Genomic DNA, 17,048 nt, shown 5'->3' with positions numbered 1-17,048 from the left:
CAAGCTGTTAGAATCTCGCGCGGTTTGGGATGCTGCTGGCTTATAGCCTGACCAGCAGACTATCGCTCCCAAACCTGGCGACCCCAACGTGAAGGGGCTCCGCTGCCGCCGCCTGAGGAGAAAATTAGAAATGACCTTCGTCGTCACCGACAACTGCATCAAGTGCAAGTACACCGACTGCGTAGAAGTGTGTCCGGTGGACTGCTTTTACGAAGGCCCGAATTTCCTGGTGATTCACCCGGATGAGTGCATCGACTGCGCACTGTGCGAACCAGAATGCCCTGCCGTGGCCATCTTCTCCGAAGATGAAGTCCCGGAAGACATGCAGCAATTCATTCAGCTGAACGTTGAGCTGGCGGAAATCTGGCCCAACATCACCGAGAAGAAAGAATCTTTGCCCGATGCCGAAGAGTGGGATGGTGTCAAAGGCAAGATCAAAGACCTCGAACGCTGATTGCCCCCGCGTTCCCGAAAAGGCCCCTTGTGGGCCTTTTTGCTTTTCTGCAGGCAAAAAAAGGGGCGGTTTGACCCGCCCACATTTTTTCCCTATTCCCTGTGTTCCTTTTCATCGTCCTGATGAATCGCTTCCTGCGATGTCCTTCCCCTCATCCTTGAAGGGTGTGTCTGTCCGTCGACACAGTTCAGATACTAGAGAATTCCCTACCAAGAGCAATCGCCTCCAATAGCTGAAATTGGCTGTCACACGCTATTCACATAAAAAAATAATCATAAAAATCAATTAGTTAATCTTAGCTCATGTAGGAATATGTACGACTGCTACGCATTGAAATTAGCGAACACTTACGAAAGAGTAAGCAAACTCTTACAGCGGGAGACTACAAACCAGAGGAACTACGGACGGAACTCCCAGCCTGTCTTCCAGGCAATAAAAAACCCCGAACAGTCGGGGCTTTTTAATGCCAGCCAGAAAATTACTTATTGAAACAGCGACTCGCTCGACAGGCCGTTCTTCTCGAGAATCTCCCGAAGACGCTTCAGGCCTTCAACCTGAATCTGTCTGACCCGCTCCCGGGTCAGGCCAATTTCCAGGCCTACATCTTCAAGCGTGCTGCTCTCGTGACCGCGCAGGCCGAAGCGGCGTATCACCACTTCGCGTTGCTTGTCGGTCAGCTCCGAGAGCCATTGATCAATGCTCTGGGACAGGTCGTCATCCTGCAACAGTTCACATGGATCGGTTGGACGGTCATCGGTAAGGGTGTCCAGCAGGGTTTTATCCGAATCCGGACCCAGTGAGACGTCGACCGAAGAAACCCGTTCGTTCAGGCCGAGCATGCGCTTGACCTCGCCCACCGGTTTTTCCAGCAGGTTGGCAATTTCTTCGGGTGAGGGTTCGTGATCGAGTTTTTGCGTCAGCTCCCGTGCAGCCCGCAGGTACACGTTGAGCTCTTTGACCACATGAATCGGCAACCGGATGGTCCGGGTCTGGTTCATGATCGCGCGCTCGATGGTCTGACGAATCCACCAGGTCGCGTAGGTCGAAAAGCGGAAGCCGCGTTCGGGGTCGAACTTCTCTACCGCCCGGATAAGACCGAGGTTGCCCTCTTCGATCAGGTCAAGCAGCGACAGACCCCGATTGACGTAACGCCGGGCGATTTTCACCACCAGCCGCAGGTTACTTTCAATCATGCGTTTGCGCCCGGCCGGATCTCCACTTTGCGACAAGCGCGCAAAATGAACTTCTTCTTCGGGGGATAACAGAGGGGAAAAACCAATCTCATTGAGGTACAGCTGCGTGGCATCGAGCGCACGCGTGTAGTCAATGTACTTGTGTTGCTTTAACGAGGCGGAGTGTTTGGATTTGGCACGAACGGAAGGTGGAGCAGCCCCTTCATCATTCGACATCGAATCCGTACCGATGCCGGTCTCCATCAGGAGAACCTCATCGTCGATGTCAAACTCCGGCACTTCTTTACTGAGAGCCATTGTTATAGTCCTTTGGTGAGTTCGACCTCAGGCTCAAGCGGCGCCTTTATCCCTGGCAACGCTGGAACCTGTTCCCTCTACGCGACGGAACAGGCTGGAAAGCGATCAACGACGTGGCAGGAATTGCAGCGGATCTACTGGTTTACCTTGTCGGCGAATCTCAAAATGCAGCTTCACCCGGTCTGTACCCGTTGACCCCATTTCGGCAATTGTCTGTCCGACCTTGACCTGCTGCCCCTCCCGAACCAACAGCCTGCGGTTATGTCCGTAGGCACTGACGTAGGTGTCGCTGTGTTTGATGATGACTAATTCGCCGTAGCCCCTTAAGCCACTCCCGGCGTATACCACCGTCCCATCAGACGCAGCTAAAACAGGCTGTCCCAAATCCCCGGCGATATCAATTCCTTTATTCAAACTCCCGTTTGAAGAGAATTTTCCAATAAGAATGCCATTAGATGGCCACCCCCAGCCGGTCGGGGCCGGGCCGGCAGGACGCATCGGAGCAGGGGTCGGCTTGCTGCCGACGGACGGTGTAACCACCGCAGTACTGGTGGTTGCGCCATTCGCCTGGCGTCGGATTACCGTGGTTTTCAGCGACGAAGAAGGCGTTGAATCGGCGGAGCTGGCCATCGGCGTCGGCGTTGAACCGGTGCGACCGTCAAAGCGAATCGTCTGACCCGGATGGATCGTATAAGGCGTAGGAATGTTGTTGCGTGCCGCGAGGGCTTTGTAGTCCCAGCCGTAGCGAAAGGCAATGGAGAACAAGGTGTCTTTAGGCCGGACGACGTATTGACCCGTGGTCACTGCCGGACGCTGGGCGACGGCTTTGTTGCGATCGACGACGCGAACATCACTCGACTTGTTGCTGGAGCAACCTACCAGCAAGGTGCTCAAGACAAGGCCAGTCACCAGGCGCTGAAAGCTCGTTTTACCCATTCGCTGCGCAATGACTGTGAGACTCACCCGCCGCTCCCTTTGTGGTGGCTGAAAATGTGGATTGCCGTGTTCCGGCATGAAATGTCGCAAGTATAACGAGCCGTGCAGGCTTTACCTTTAATGAAGCGAAATGGCTTCGCGCACACGTTTGCTGCCTGACGATGAAATCCGTTTAACTGATCGATGCCGGTGTAAGACACAAGCAATCGAAGAGAATTCAGCGCCCTGAAACAAATGCTCAGGCCAGTGGCCCATTGAGCAACGGGACGAAGCGAACAGCCCCCAGAACACGCCGGGAAAAGCCCTGCTCTTCCCGGATGATCAGCATCAATTGTTGAACCTCGCCCGAGCCGACCGGAATCACCAGCCGCCCTCCCGGTGCCAACTGATCGAGCAGCGCCTGAGGTACATCGGTCGCCACCGCCGTCACGATAATGCCGTTGTAAGGCGCCAGCGCCGGCCAGCCTTCCCAACCATCGCCCCAGCGGAACACTACGTTGCGCAGGTTCAGTTCCACCAGGCGTTCCTTGGCCCGGTCCTGCAGAACCTTGATGCGCTCGACGGAAAATACCCGTTCGACCAGTTGCGACAAGACCGCCGTCTGATAGCCCGAGCCGGTGCCGATTTCCATCACCTTGTCGAGAGGACCTGCCTCCAGCAGCAGCTCGCTCATGCGAGCCACCATATAAGGCTGCGAGATGGTCTGGTTATTGCCGATCGGCAGTGCCGTGTCTTCATAGGCACGGTGAGCCAGCGCCTCGTCGACAAACAGGTGACGCGGTGTACGGCGAATGACTTCCAGCACCTTGGCGTTGGAAATTCCTTCTTCATACAGGCGTTGAATGAGGCGCTCACGAGTCCGTTGCGAGGTCATCCCGATACCACGACGCAGAATATCGTCTTGTTCACGAGCCATTAGTTCAGCCCCTCCAGCCAGCCATCGAGACTTCTGAAGGCATCATTAAAGGTGCGATCCAGTTGCAGCGGGGTGATTGAAACATAGCCTTGCATCACCGCATGAAAATCGGTGCCCGGGCCGCCATCTTCGGCATCCCCCGCCGCCGCAATCCAGTAACCGGATTTACCGCGCGGATCGACCATTTTCATCGGCGCTGCAGCACGTGCGCGATGACCGAGGCGGGTCAGCTGAATACCGCGGATGTGGTCCAGCGGCAAATTCGGAATGTTCACGTTCAGTACCGTACGCGGTGGCAGTTCAAGGTCCGCGTGAGCCTCTACCAGTTTGCGCGCAAAGTACGCGGCTGTGGGAAGGTTCTCCACTTGCCGTGAGACCAACGAAAAGGCAAACGAAGGACGCGCCAGGAAACGTCCCTCAAGGGCCGCCGCCACGGTGCCGGAATACAACACGTCATCACCCAGGTTGGCGCCCAGGTTGATACCTGAAACCACCATGTCCGCCTCGCACTCCAGCAAGCCATTAAGGCCCAGGTGCACGCAATCGGTCGGTGTGCCATTGAGGCTGATAAAGCCGTTGGCCAGGGTTTGCGGGTGTAACGGACGGTCGAGCGTCAGCGAGCTGCTGGCGCCGCTTTTGTCTTGGTCCGGGGCGATAACCACGCATTCGGTGTAATCCGCCAGCGCAGCATAAAGCGCGGCGAGACCGGGTGCGGTTACCCCATCGTCGTTAGAAATCAGAATACGCATGGGCTGTCCGTCTGCCCCACCGGCACCAGATCAACGAGCTCGCGCACCAATACGGTGGCGAAGCATCCGGCCGGGAGGACGAATTCCAGTTGCAGAATGTCAGGCTCGGGATAATGCCACGTCAACCCACCAATGGGCAGCCGCAGGATGCGACGTTCGTGGCTCATACCGGCGTTAATCAACCAATCACGCAAGTCCGCTTCGCGAGTGGCGATTGCCTGCTCCAGTTCATGGACAACGCCAGTGGCCGGCGAGTCACCTTCGCCCCACTGCGGACCGGTCGGGTGCAGATCGAGAATCGCCAGGCGCGGGTCGCTGCACTCGGCAACACCTGCCGGAAAGAAGCTGCGACTGTCGGTGAAGGCCAGCAGATCGCCAACCAGAGCACGCTGCCAGCTCCCATCGGCGACACGCGCCGCCAACACCTGATTAAACAGAAAACTGCGCGCCGTAGAGAGCAGACGCGAACGCACGTTGCGCTGTTCCGGCAACGCTTTACGCGCCGCCCAGGCACGGGCATCGACCACGTTACCGCCGTCAAACCCGAAACGCTGGGCGCCGAAATAATTGGGAATACCTTGCTTGGCGATCAGTTGCAGACGCTCGTCGATCGCCGCTTTGTCGCCAGCGAATTGCGTCAGTCGCAACGTGAAGCCATTGGCCGAGTGAGCACCGCGTTGCAGCTTGCGTTTGTGCCGGCCGGTCTTGAGGATCTTCAGCGTATCGTTTTCCGCCGCCGACAGATCAGGATCAGCCTTGCCCGGTAGTTGCACGCTGAACCATTGGCGAGTCAGCGCCTGACGATCCTTGAGGCCCGCGTAACTGACGGTTCGCAATGGCACGCCTGCCGCCTTGGCGATCCGCCGTGCCGCTTCTTCGGTATTCAGACCGCGCTTTTCCACCCAGATCCACAAGTGTTCGCCGTCGCCGCTGAGGGGAATATCGAGGACTTCATCGACCTGGAAATCTTCCGCCGTGGCTTTCAGTACGGCGGTGCCAAGGGCTTCGCCATAGGCCCGCGGGCCGAGCAATTGCAGTTCGTTCATGCGCGCAGCAACAAGGCAATGGAGTGCACGGCAATGCCTTCTTCGCGACCGACAAAGCCGAGCTTTTCGGTGGTGGTAGCTTTCACGTTCACTTGATCCAACTCAACTTGAAGATCCGCGGCAATCAGCGCGCGCATCGATTCGATATGCGGGGCCATTTTCGGCGCCTGGGCGACGATAGTGTTATCGACGTTGCCGACTTTCCAGCCCTTGGCGTGGATCAGTGCGACGACGTGACGCAACAGCACTCGGCTGTCGGCGCCTTTGTATGTCGGGTCGGTGTCCGGAAAATGTTTGCCTATATCACCCAGCGCAGCGGCGCCGAGCAAGGCATCGCTCAAGGCGTGCAGCAGGACGTCACCGTCGGAATGAGCGAGCAGCCCGAAGCCGTGTGCAATGCGCACGCCGCCCAGAGTAATGAAATCGCCTTCAGCGAAACGGTGCACATCATAGCCGTGGCCAATACGCATAAAAAAACGCCCCGATTTTTGTCAGGGCGTGATTCTACCTGCATTAGGCGCCTAGGGCGCGTGCGTGATGCTGCAAGTGGTCATCAATGAAGCTGGCGATGAAGAAATAGCTGTGGTCGTAGCCGGGTTGCAGGCGCAACGTCAGCGGATGACCGGCCAGTTTGGCGGCCTGTTGCAAGGCTTCAGGCTTAAGCTGGGTGGCGAGGAAATCGTCGCGATCACCTTGATCGACCAACAGCGGCAACTTCTCGTTCGCTTCGGCAATCAGGACGCAGGCATCCCATTCGCGCCATTTCGACCGGTCTTCACCCAGGTAGCGGGAAAAGGCCTTCTGCCCCCAAGGACAGTCCATCGGATTGTTGATCGGCGAGAACGCCGACACCGACTGATAACGCCCCGGATTACGCAACGCGCAGACCAGCGCGCCGTGGCCGCCCATGGAATGACCGCTGATGCCGCGCTTGTCCGAGGCCGGGAAATGGGCTTCGACCAATGCGGGCAATTCCTGCACGACATAGTCATGCATCCGATAGTGCCGCGACCAGGGTTCCTGCGTGGCATTCAGATAAAACCCGGCACCGAGACCGAAGTCCCAGGCGCCATCCGGATCACCCGGCACATCAGGACCGCGAGGGCTGGTGTCCGGGGCAACGATGATCAGCCCCAGCTCGGCGGCCATGCGCATGGCGCCAGCCTTTTGCATGAAGTTTTCGTCGGTGCAGGTCAGGCCGGACAACCAATACAACACCGGCAACTTGACACCCTGCTCCGCTTGCGGCGGCAGGTACACGGCAAACACCATGTCGCAGCCGAGCACATCGGAGCGGTGCAGATAGCGTTTGTGCCAGCCACCGAAGCTTTTCTGGCAGGAGATATTTTCCAGGCTCATGACCGACCTCAGAAATGGATGACGGAACGGATGCTCTTGCCTTCATGCATCAGGTCGAACGCCTTGTTGATATCTTCCAGGCCCATGGTGTGGGTGATGAACGTATCCAGCGGGATTTCGCCGGTTTCAGCCATCTCGACATAGCTTGGCAACTCGGTACGACCACGCACGCCGCCGAACGCCGAACCGCGCCAGACGCGACCGGTCACCAGCTGGAATGGACGGGTGGAGATTTCCTGGCCAGCACCGGCGACGCCGATGATTACCGACTCGCCCCACCCCTTGTGGCAGCACTCGAGTGCAGCACGCATCAATTGGACATTGCCGATGCATTCGAAGGAAAAGTCGACGCCGCCGTCGGTCATGTCGACGATGACTTCCTGGATCGGACGATCGAAATCTTTCGGGTTCACACAATCGGTTGCACCCAACTGCTTGGCGATCTCGAACTTGGCCGGGTTGATGTCGATGGCGATGATCCGCGCAGCCTTGGCTTTGACAGCACCGATGACTGCCGACAGACCGATGCCGCCGAGACCGAAAATAGCGACGGTATCACCTGGTTTTACCTTGGCGGTATTAAGGACTGCACCGATGCCGGTGGTGACACCGCAGCCCAGCAGGCAGACTTTCTCCAGTGGCGCTTCTTTTTGAATTTTGGCGACGGAGATTTCCGGCAGCACGGTGTACTCGGAGAACGTCGAGGTCCCCATGTAGTGAAAAATGGGTTGGCCTTTGTAGGAAAAGCGCGAAGTGCCATCCGGCATCAGGCCTTTACCCTGAGTCGCGCGAATCGCCTGGCACAGGTTGGTTTTACCCGACAGACAGAATTTGCACTGGCGGCATTCCGGGGTGTACAGCGGGATCACGTGATCACCGACGGCCACGGAGGTAACGCCTTCACCGATCGCCTCGACCACCGCGCCACCTTCGTGACCGAGGATCGACGGGAAGATACCTTCCGGGTCCGCGCCCGACAGTGTGTAGGCGTCGGTATGGCAGACACCGGAGGCAACCACACGCAGCAGGACTTCACCGGCCTTGGGCATGGCGACATCGACTTCAACGATCTCGAGGGGTTTCTTGGCCTCGAAGGCAACGGCAGCGCGTGACTTGATCATGTGGATTCTCCAGTGAATAAAAACAAGACAAGGAGTGTAATACAGCGCCTTACGGTGAATAATCCGGACAAAAGCAAAACATTATTGCCATACAGGGATAATCCTTGATGTCCGAAAACCGCTGGGAAGGTATCGACGAGTTCGTCGCCGTCGCCGAGTGCAGTCAGTTCACGGCTGCCGCAGAACGCCTCGGGGTTTCTTCCTCCCACATCAGTCGACAAATAGTACGCCTCGAAGAGCGACTTCAGACGCGACTGCTGTATCGCAGCACCCGCCGGGTCACGCTGACCGAAGCCGGGCAAACCTTTCTGCAACATTGCCAGCGCCTGCAGGATGGTCGCGAAGAAGCACTGCGAGCGGTGGGCGACCTGACCAGCGAACCCAAAGGCATGCTGCGCATGACCTGCGCCGTGGCGTACGGCGAACGATTCATCGTGCCGCTGGTAACCCGTTTCATGGGGCTCTATCCGCAACTGCGCATCGACATCGAACTGAGCAATCGTCAACTCGACCTCGTGCACGAAGGGCTGGACCTGGCGATCCGTCTCGGTCGCCTGCAGGACTCGCGGCTGGTAGCGACACGCCTGGCGCCACGACGCATGTACCTGTGTGCATCGCCGTCCTATCTGGAACGCTACGGCCGGCCGCACAGTTTGTCGGAACTGAGCCGCCACAACTGCCTCATCGGTAGCTCGGACATCTGGCAACTGGAACAGAACGGGCGGGAATTTTCCCAGCGAGTGCAGGGAAACTGGCGCTGCAACAGTGGGCAAGCGGTGCTGGATGCGGCGTTACAGGGAGTGGGTTTGTGTCAGTTGCCGGACTACTACGTGCTGGAGCACCTTAAAAGCGGCGAGTTGATTTCGCTGCTGGAAGCCCACCAACCGCCGAACACTGCCGTGTGGGCGCTTTATCCACAGCAACGGCATTTGTCGCCGAAGGTGCGCAAGTTGGTGGATTACTTGAAGGAAGGATTGGCTGAGCGGCCGGAGTATCGGAGCTAAGGTATGTTTCAGTGCCAGTTTTATTGACTGAGATACCGCTTTCGCGAGCAAGCCCGCTCCCACATTTAACCGAGTTTCTTCAGAAAGAATGCGGTCGAATGTGGGAGCGGGCTTGCTCGCGAAAGCAATCTGCCGGACACCACAGCAGTCAGCGGCGGTTGGACCAGCGCTGGCGCAACCATTCGAGATCTTCGGGACGCGTAACCTTGAGGTTGTCGGACCGGCCTTCGATCAGGCGCGGCGCCAGCCCCGCCCACTCCATCGCCGAAGCTTCGTCAGTAATCACCGCATCGGCCACCAGACTGTCCGCCAACGCCCGATGCAATGCACCCAGACGAAACATCTGCGGCGTATAGGCTTGCCAGATCACACTGCGATCCACGGTTTCGACCACGCGACCGTGCTTGTCGACCCGCTTGAGGGTATCGCGTGCCGGAACCGCCAGCAGTCCGCCAACCGGATCATCTGCGAGTTCACCCAGCAACTTGTCCAGATCATCACGGCTCAGATTCGGCCGCGCCGCATCGTGAACCAGCACCCAATCGTCATCGTCAGCGCCTTGCGCATGCAAATGCAGCAACGCATTGAGTACCGACCCGGAACGCTCGGAACCACCTTCAACCCGCTGAATTCGTGGATCGCCAGCGCATGCCAGGTTCGGCCAATAAGGATCATCAACAGCAAGACTGACCACCAATCCCTTCAGGGCAGGATGGTCAAGGAAACAGCCGAGGCTGTGTTCGAGAATAGTGCGCCCGTCCAATTGCAAATATTGCTTGGGACGGTCCGCGGCCATACGGGCACCGACGCCCGCGGCAGGAATTACAGCCCAGAAGGCCGGTAACGAAAGGTTCATTGAGCCAGCTGGTAAAGGGTTTCACCGTCCTTGACCATGCCCAATTCATGACGAGCCCGCTCTTCAACGGTCTCCATGCCCTTTTTCAATTCACTGACTTCAGCGTCCATCACCCGATTGCGCTCAAGCAGCCCCTCATTCTCAGCGTGTTGATCTGCGATCTGCTGAGTCAGTTCGGCCACTTGCGCCAGACTGCCATTACCCACCCACAGGCGGTATTGCAGGCCAGCCAGCAGCAGGAGCAAGACGAGGAACAACCAATTGGGACTGCGCATCGAATATCAGGTATCCAGTGAAAAAAGACAGCCATGCCAAAACTTTGAAGCTTCTGATAGCACGAAGCCTGGAAGATCCAGGCTTGTGCTTATAAGGCATCAGATTAGTGGCAAATCCATCGCTGCTGCGATTTTTCCGACACAATCCGGTGTCTTTTTTACCAATTAACGATTAACCGCGGAATTCGCTGCGACCGTTGTACTTGGCTTTGCCATTCAACTGCTCTTCGATACGCAGCAGTTGGTTGTACTTGGAAACACGGTCCGAACGGCACAGGGAACCGGTCTTGATCTGGCCAGCCGCGGTGCCCACAGCCAGATCGGCAATGGTCGAATCTTCGGTTTCGCCGGAGCGGTGCGAGATCACGGCGGTGTAACCAGCGGCCTTGGCCATCTGGATGGCTTCCAGGGTTTCGGTCAGGGTGCCGATCTGGTTGAACTTGATCAGGATCGAGTTGGCGATCTTTTTATCGATGCCTTCTTTCAGGATCTTGGTGTTGGTCACGAACAGGTCGTCGCCCACCAGCTGGGTTTTCTCGCCGATCTTGTCGGTGAGGATTTTCCAGCCAGCCCAATCGGACTCGTCCAGACCGTCTTCGATCGAGATGATCGGATAACGCTCGGTCAGGCCTTTCAGGTAGTCAGCGAAACCTTCGGCGGTGAACACCTGGCCTTCGCCGGACAGGTTGTATTTACCGTCTTCGTAGAACTCGCTGGCAGCGCAGTCCAGCGCCAGGGTCACGTCGGTGCCCAGCTTGTAACCGGCATTGGCCACGGCTTCGGAGATTACTTTCAAAGCGTCTTCGTTGGAGGCCAGGTTCGGTGCGAAACCACCTTCGTCACCCACAGCAGTGCTCAGGCCACGGGCCTTCAGAACAGCTTTCAGGTGATGGAAAATCTCGGTGCCCATACGCAGACCTTCCGAGAAAGACTTGGCGCCTACTGGCTGAACCATGAATTCCTGGATGTCGACGTTGTTATCGGCGTGTTCGCCACCGTTGATGATGTTCATCATCGGAACCGGCATCGAGTAAACACCCGGGGTGCCGTTCAGGTTGGCGATGTGAGCGTACAGCGGCAGGTCCTGGTCCTGTGCGGCTGCCTTGGCGGCGGCCAGGGAAACGGCGAGGATCGCGTTGGCGCCCAGGGAGCCTTTGTTTTCAGTACCGTCGAGCTTGATCATCGCGTGATCCAGCGCTTTCTGGTCGCTTGGGTCTGTACCCAGCAACAGGTCGCGGATCGGACCGTTGATGTTGGCGACGGCTTTGAGTACGCCTTTGCCCAGGTAACGGCTCTTGTCGCCATCACGCAGCTCGAGTGCTTCACGCGAGCCAGTGGAAGCACCGGACGGCGCGCAAGCACTGCCGATGATGCCGTTATCGAGAAGCACGTCTGCTTCCACAGTGGGGTTGCCACGGGAGTCGAGAACTTCACGACCTTTGATGTCGACGATTTTTGCCATTGTTGTAAACACTCCAAAGTTGACGAAAACGACGCAGCTGAAGGAAATCTTGTATCGCCGGCAAGCAATGTGCAGCGGGCAGACTTGCGGACGATAAGGCCCAGACCCGAGGGCCTGAGCATTAATTCGTGCGGTACTTTACCGGAGAAATGAGGATTACGCGGTTTCTACCGTCGGAAAACTCTTCACCAGTTCGTCCAAAGCTTTGAGCTGGGCCAGGAATGGCTCCAGTTTGTCCAGACGCAAGGCGCAAGGGCCATCGCATTTGGCGTTGTCCGGGTCCGGATGCGCTTCGAGGAACAGACCGGCCAGCGACTGGCTCATGCCAGCCTTGGCCAGATCAAGGACCTGGGCGCGACGACCGCCGGCGGAATCGGAACGACCGCCAGGCATTTGCAGCGCGTGGGTCACGTCGAAGAATACCGGGTATTCGAACTGCTTCATGATGCCGAAGCCAAGCATGTCGACGACCAGGTTGTTGTAGCCGAAGCTCGAACCGCGCTCGCAGAGGATCAACTGATCGTTACCGGCTTCCACGCACTTGTTCAGGATGTGTTTCATTTCCTGAGGCGCAAGGAACTGGGCTTTCTTGATGTTGATCACCGCACCGGTCTTGGCCATCGCAACCACCAGGTCGGTCTGGCGCGACAAGAAGGCCGGCAGCTGGATGATATCGCAGACTTCAGCGACGACCGCGGCCTGATCAGGCTCGTGGACGTCGGTGATGATCGGCACGCCGAACGCTTGCTTGATGTCCTGGAAAATCCGCATGCCCTCTTCCAGGCCAGGGCCACGGTAAGAAGTCACGGAGGAACGGTTGGCCTTGTCGAAGCTGGCCTTGAACACGTAAGGGATACCGAGTTTCTCGGTGACCTTTACGTATTCTTCACAGACCTGCATCGCCATGTCGCGGCTTTCCAGCACGTTCATGCCACCGAAAAGCACCATTGGCTTGTCGTTGGCAATCTCGATATCGCCTACGCGGATGATCTTCTGGGCCATCGGATTTATGCCTTCTTCTGGTGTTGAACCAAAGCTGCTTTAACGAAACCGCTGAACAACGGGTGACCGTCGCGTGGTGTGGAGGTGAACTCAGGGTGGAACTGGCAAGCGACGAACCATGGATGATCCGGGGCTTCAACCACTTCAACCAGCGCGCCATCACCGGAACGACCAGTGATTTTCAGGCCAGCCTCCATGATTTGCGGCAGCAGGTTGTTGTTCACTTCGTAGCGGTGACGGTGACGCTCGACGATCACGTCCTTGGCGTAGCAATCGTGCACCAGGGAACCCTGCTCCAGCAGGCAGTCCTGGGCGCCGAGGCGCATGGTGCCGCCCAGATCGGACGTTTCGGTACGGGTTTCGACGGCGCCGGTGGCATCTTCCCACTCGGTGATCAGACCCACGACCGGATGGCCGCTGGCGCGATCGAACTCGGTGGAGTTGGCGTCTTTCCAGCCCAGCACGTTACGAGCGAACTCGATCACGGCCACTTGCATGCCCAGGCAGATGCCCAGGTACGGAACCTTGTTTTCGCGAGCGAATTGAACGGCAGTGATCTTGCCTTCCACGCCACGCAGACCGAAGCCGCCAGGTACCAGAATCGCGTCGACACCTTCCAGCAGCGCGGTGCCCTGGTTTTCGATGTCTTCGGAGTCGATGTAGCGCAGGTTGACCTTGGTGCGGTTGCTGATGCCGGCGTGACTCATCGCTTCGATCAGCGACTTGTAGGCGTCCAGCAGTTCCATGTACTTGCCGACCATCGCGATGGTGACTTCATGCTCAGGGTTGAGCTTGGCATCGACGACGGCTTCCCACTCGGACAGATCGGCGCCGCCACATTGCAGGCCGAAACGCTCGACAACGAAATCATCCAGGCCCTGGGAGTGCAGGATGCCCGGGATCTTGTAGATGGTGTCGGCGTCTTCCAGCGCAATCACCGCACGTTCTTCAACGTTGGTGAACTGAGCGATCTTGCGACGCGAGGAGATGTCGATCGGGTGATCGGAACGGCAGACCAGCACGTCAGGCTGCAGGCCGATGGAACGCAGTTCCTTGACCGAGTGCTGGGTAGGCTTGGTTTTGGTTTCACCGGCAGTGGCGATGTACGGCACCAGTGTCAGGTGCATCAGCATCGCGCGCTTGGCGCCGACTTCGAAACGCAATTGACGGATCGCTTCGAGGAACGGTTGCGATTCGATGTCACCCACGGTGCCACCAATCTCGACCATGGCCACGTCGGCATCGCCGGCGCCCTTGATGATCCGGCGCTTGATTTCGTCGGTGATATGCGGGATCACCTGGATGGTGGCGCCCAGGTAATCACCACGGCGCTCTTTGCGCAGGACGTGTTCGTAGACACGGCCGGTGGTGAAGTTGTTGTTCTGGGTCATGGTCGTGCGGATGAACCGCTCGTAGTGGCCCAGGTCCAGGTCGGTCTCGGCGCCGTCGTGGGTGACGAACACTTCACCGTGCTGGAACGGGCTCATGGTGCCCGGGTCAACGTTGATGTACGGGTCCAGCTTCAGCATGGTGACCTTAAGTCCCCGCGCCTCCAGGATGGCCGCCAATGAAGCCGATGCGATGCCTTTCCCCAATGAAGAAACAACACCGCCCGTGACGAATATGTAGCGCGTCATGAAAAACCCTAGAAGTCTGCGTTAAAGCGGTCCGAGCCGCCGGGGAAAGCGAAGGAAGGCCGAAGCCCCCGATCACCTGCATTAATCACAGTGCATCTTTCAAAAAAACCGCCGCGTTGGGACAGACCGGAAGATGAAACACCGGTAGGTTGCTCGCTACACATTTTTTGGAATCGCCCAGCAAAGACTGCTTGGTAATCGGCAACTCCTGCAATTCAGGCGAATCCACAGAAGTTGTATCAAGAAGGGAGCGTAGTCTACCGGAAAGCCCCTTTCAGCTCAAACCTTGATCTTCGTGCGATGGTTGCCAATGCAAACGCCAATGATTCTTTGCACTGCCGTCCAAGCCCCGCAGGTTGGCCACCGCCAGCAATTGCTTGCCTCGATAGAGCAGCGGCAATCTGCCACGGACAAATCCCGGCACACCGCTTTCATTGAGCAATCGCTTCAGATCGCGATGGCCGCGACCGGGTAAATTCATCACCTCACCTCCCTCACGATAGCGGATATGCAGCAGGCCATCGGGAATTTGACCGGTGAGGGTGAGCACGCCGTTATCCGGCAACACCAGTGATACCGAGGGCTCAGCCCAAGAAACCGGGGATGGCGGAGTGCGCAGCCAGCCACCTGACAACCACCAGAGACGCCCGCCCGCGCGATGCAATTCACCCGCCGCCAGCCGCCAGAGCGGACGCGCATCGCCGGTCGCATCGCGCACATTCTCCCAACCCGACCAATGGTCACTGTCCGGCAAGGTCGTCAGAGGTTTGAGCCAATGACTCAGCGCATTGCGCTGACGCGCATCAGACAGTTTCTCCAGCGGTGCCAACTCCAGCGACGGCAAACCCAACCAATCGAAATCACTGGCGGTGCTGGCGTGGGACAGATCGATTTGCGCCAATTCGTCGAGCAATCCCTGCGCTTCGCTCAGATGCGCAGCGCTGCGCGCCATGGTCGCCACCGCTTGCGGCCAGCGCGCGGTCAGTACGGGGAACACTTGATGACGCAGATAATTGCGTGAGAACTGGTGGTCCTGGTTCGACGGATCCTCGATCCAGCTCAACTGATGTTCAGTCGCGTAGGCTTCAAGCTCGGCGCGAGTGACATCGAGCAAGGGGCGCAGCAAATGCCCGCGACCCAACGGACGTTCGCTCGGCATTCCCGACAACCCTCTCACGCCTGCCCCACGCAACAGTCGAAACAACAAGGTTTCCGCCTGATCGTCACGGTGCTGGGCGGTCATCAACACCTCATTGGCCTGAGTCGCCTCGATGAACGCGGCATATCGCGCATCCCGGGCTGCACGCTCGATACTGGCGCCGGGTTGAACCTGCACACGAACAACCTGCAGCGGCACACCCAGCGCATCACAGACCGACTGGCAATGATCCGGCCACGCATCAGCCGCCGCTTGAAGGCCGTGATGAACATGGATGGCGCTTAGCGCCGGCAGGGATTCGGTTTTCGCGAGGTGTACAAGAAGGTGCAGCAGAACGGTGGAGTCGAGACCACCGGAGAAGGCGATGCGCCAGGTTGTAGCATTGCGCCACGGTTTCAGATTCAGCAACAGCTTGGCAGGCAAATCAATCATTGGCCGACTCATAGCGTTCCCTTTACACAAAACAAATGTGGGAGCGAGCCTGCTCGCGATAGGGGCATAACAACCAACAGATTAGTTGAATGTTAAGCCGCCATCGCGAGCAGGCTCGCTCCCACATGGGTATAGCGAGGTCAGATCAGAGACCGTAGCTCATCAGACGCTCGTAACGGCGAGCCAACAGCGCTTCGTTATCGAACTTCTTCAGCATCGCCAGTTGCGAGCTCAGTTCTGCACGGATCGATGCAGCCGCAGCTGCCGGATTACGGTGCGCGCCGCCCAAAGGCTCGCTGATCACTTTATCCACAATACCCAAGCCTTTCAGGCGCTCGGCAGTGATACCCATGGCCTCGGCTGCGTCCGGCGCTTTCTCGGCGGTCTTCCACAGAATCGAGGCGCAACCTTCCGGCGAAATCACCGCGTAGGTCGAGTACTGCAGCATGTTCAGTTGATCGCAAACGCCGATCGCCAAAGCACCGCCAGAACCACCCTCACCGATCACGGTGGCGATGATTGGGGTTTTCAGGCGAGCCATGACGCGCAGGTTCCAGGCAATCGCTTCGCTCTGGTTGCGCTCTTCAGCATCGATACCTGGGTAAGCGCCCGGGGTGTCGATGAAGGTCAGGATTGGCATCTTGAAGCGTTCGGCCATTTCCATCAGGCGGCACGCCTTGCGGTAGCCTTCCGGACGCGGCATGCCGAAGTTGCGGCGAACTTTCTCGCGCACTTCACGGCCTTTCTGGTGACCGATGATCATCACCGGCTGGTCGTCCAGACGGGCAATGCCGCCCACGATCGCAGCGTCGTCGGAGAAATGACGGTCGCCGTGCAGTTCGTCGAACTCGGTGAAGATGTGTTCGATGTAGTCCAGGGTGTACGGACGTTTCGGGTGACGCGCCAGACGCGCGATCTGCCAGCTGGTCAGCTTGCCGAAGATGTCTTCGGTCAGCGTGCTGCTTTTGTCCTGCAGGCGGGAGATCTCATCGCCGATATTCAGCGAATTGTCATTACCGACCAAGCGCAACTCTTCGATCTTGGCTTGCAGGTCGGCGATCGGCTGTTCGAAATCTAGAAAATTCGGGTTCATAGGCGTCCGTCTTGGGTCGACATCCAAGAGAGCTTGGGCCGGCCGGTTGTCTATTCG

General features: G+C 58.0%; 17 protein-coding genes. 2 read left to right on the top strand and 15 right to left on the bottom strand.

From position 1 onward, the window contains the following. Positions 1–130: 130 nt before the first annotated feature. Complete coding sequence (gene fdxA / locus PFAS1_RS17560) at positions 131–454, top strand: ferredoxin FdxA (protein WP_008154011.1); 324 nt, start codon at positions 131–133, stop codon at positions 452–454. 482 nt (positions 455–936) lie between these two features. On the opposite strand, the gene rpoS is transcribed toward fdxA, so the two are convergent. From rpoS to PFAS1_RS17520, 8 genes are all read right to left on the bottom strand, one after another. After that, positions 937–1,944, bottom strand: a complete 1,008-nt coding sequence (gene rpoS, locus PFAS1_RS17555) for an RNA polymerase sigma factor RpoS (protein ID WP_008154012.1) — start codon at positions 1,942–1,944, stop codon at positions 937–939. A gap of 105 nt (positions 1,945–2,049) precedes the next feature. Then, entirely contained in the window at positions 2,050–2,907 is an 858-nt protein-coding gene (locus PFAS1_RS17550) for a peptidoglycan DD-metalloendopeptidase family protein (protein ID WP_076029938.1), read from the bottom strand. Between the two features lie 211 nt (positions 2,908–3,118). After that, complete coding sequence (locus PFAS1_RS17545) at positions 3,119–3,754, bottom strand: protein-L-isoaspartate(D-aspartate) O-methyltransferase (protein WP_173860469.1); 636 nt, start codon at positions 3,752–3,754, stop codon at positions 3,119–3,121. A gap of 41 nt (positions 3,755–3,795) precedes the next feature. Beyond that, entirely contained in the window at positions 3,796–4,545 is a 750-nt protein-coding gene (gene surE, locus PFAS1_RS17540) for a 5'/3'-nucleotidase SurE (RefSeq protein ID WP_076029937.1), read from the bottom strand. After that, on the bottom strand, positions 4,533–5,591 hold the full coding sequence (gene truD / locus PFAS1_RS17535; RefSeq protein WP_076029936.1) for a tRNA pseudouridine(13) synthase TruD: 1,059 nt from the start codon (positions 5,589–5,591) through the stop codon (positions 4,533–4,535). The genes surE and truD overlap by 13 nt, the downstream gene beginning before the upstream one ends. Next, on the bottom strand, positions 5,588–6,061 hold the full coding sequence (ispF, locus tag PFAS1_RS17530; protein WP_076029935.1) for a 2-C-methyl-D-erythritol 2,4-cyclodiphosphate synthase: 474 nt from the start codon (positions 6,059–6,061) through the stop codon (positions 5,588–5,590). Before ispF ends, truD begins: the two co-directional genes overlap by 4 nt. A gap of 43 nt (positions 6,062–6,104) precedes the next feature. Continuing rightward, the gene (gene fghA / locus PFAS1_RS17525) at positions 6,105–6,950 is read right to left on the bottom strand and encodes an S-formylglutathione hydrolase (protein ID WP_076029934.1); all 846 of its coding nucleotides are present in this window, start codon (positions 6,948–6,950) and stop codon (positions 6,105–6,107) included. Between the two features lie 8 nt (positions 6,951–6,958). Next, positions 6,959–8,071 carry an S-(hydroxymethyl)glutathione dehydrogenase/class III alcohol dehydrogenase gene (locus PFAS1_RS17520; RefSeq protein ID WP_008154027.1) on the bottom strand — a complete coding sequence of 371 codons (1,113 nt, stop codon included), beginning with the start codon at positions 8,069–8,071 and terminating at the stop codon, positions 6,959–6,961. 107 nt (positions 8,072–8,178) lie between these two features. Between PFAS1_RS17520 and PFAS1_RS17515 the strand changes: the two genes are divergently transcribed. Then, entirely contained in the window at positions 8,179–9,075 is an 897-nt protein-coding gene (locus PFAS1_RS17515; protein WP_074879661.1) for a LysR family transcriptional regulator, read from the top strand. A gap of 148 nt (positions 9,076–9,223) precedes the next feature. Here PFAS1_RS17515 and ispD read toward each other — a convergent pair whose 3' ends face one another. The 7 genes from ispD to PFAS1_RS17480 all read right to left on the bottom strand — a co-directional run bounded on the left by ispD (position 9,224) and on the right by PFAS1_RS17480 (position 16,991). Then, positions 9,224–9,931 (bottom strand): 2-C-methyl-D-erythritol 4-phosphate cytidylyltransferase, encoded by a 708-nt coding sequence (ispD, locus tag PFAS1_RS17510; protein ID WP_076029933.1) that lies wholly within the window; start codon positions 9,929–9,931, stop codon positions 9,224–9,226. After that, positions 9,928–10,206: a cell division protein FtsB gene (gene ftsB, locus PFAS1_RS17505; RefSeq protein WP_008028992.1), complete on the bottom strand. Its 279-nt coding sequence runs from the start codon at positions 10,204–10,206 to the stop codon at positions 9,928–9,930. The genes ispD and ftsB overlap by 4 nt, the downstream gene beginning before the upstream one ends. 172 nt (positions 10,207–10,378) lie before the next feature. Then, positions 10,379–11,668 (bottom strand): phosphopyruvate hydratase, encoded by a 1,290-nt coding sequence (eno, locus tag PFAS1_RS17500; RefSeq protein WP_010462792.1) that lies wholly within the window; start codon positions 11,666–11,668, stop codon positions 10,379–10,381. Positions 11,669–11,824: 156 nt separating this feature from the next. Then, positions 11,825–12,670 carry a 3-deoxy-8-phosphooctulonate synthase gene (kdsA, locus tag PFAS1_RS17495; RefSeq protein WP_056720954.1) on the bottom strand — a complete coding sequence of 282 codons (846 nt, stop codon included), beginning with the start codon at positions 12,668–12,670 and terminating at the stop codon, positions 11,825–11,827. 5 nt (positions 12,671–12,675) lie between these two features. Continuing rightward, on the bottom strand, positions 12,676–14,307 hold the full coding sequence (locus tag PFAS1_RS17490) for a CTP synthase (protein ID WP_076029932.1): 1,632 nt from the start codon (positions 14,305–14,307) through the stop codon (positions 12,676–12,678). 274 nt (positions 14,308–14,581) lie between these two features. Next, a complete protein-coding gene (gene tilS, locus PFAS1_RS17485; protein ID WP_076029931.1) occupies positions 14,582–15,910 on the bottom strand; it encodes a tRNA lysidine(34) synthetase TilS in 1,329 nt (442 codons plus the stop codon). 133 nt (positions 15,911–16,043) lie between these two features. Continuing rightward, positions 16,044–16,991, bottom strand: a complete 948-nt coding sequence (locus PFAS1_RS17480; RefSeq protein ID WP_008154040.1) for an acetyl-CoA carboxylase carboxyltransferase subunit alpha — start codon at positions 16,989–16,991, stop codon at positions 16,044–16,046. Positions 16,992–17,048 lie beyond the last annotated feature (57 nt).

It is taken from the genome of Pseudomonas frederiksbergensis (genome assembly GCF_001952935.1).
GTDB classification, from domain to species: Bacteria; Pseudomonadota; Gammaproteobacteria; order Pseudomonadales; family Pseudomonadaceae; genus Aquipseudomonas; species Aquipseudomonas frederiksbergensis.
This window is presented reverse-complemented; position numbering and strand designations above follow the sequence as displayed.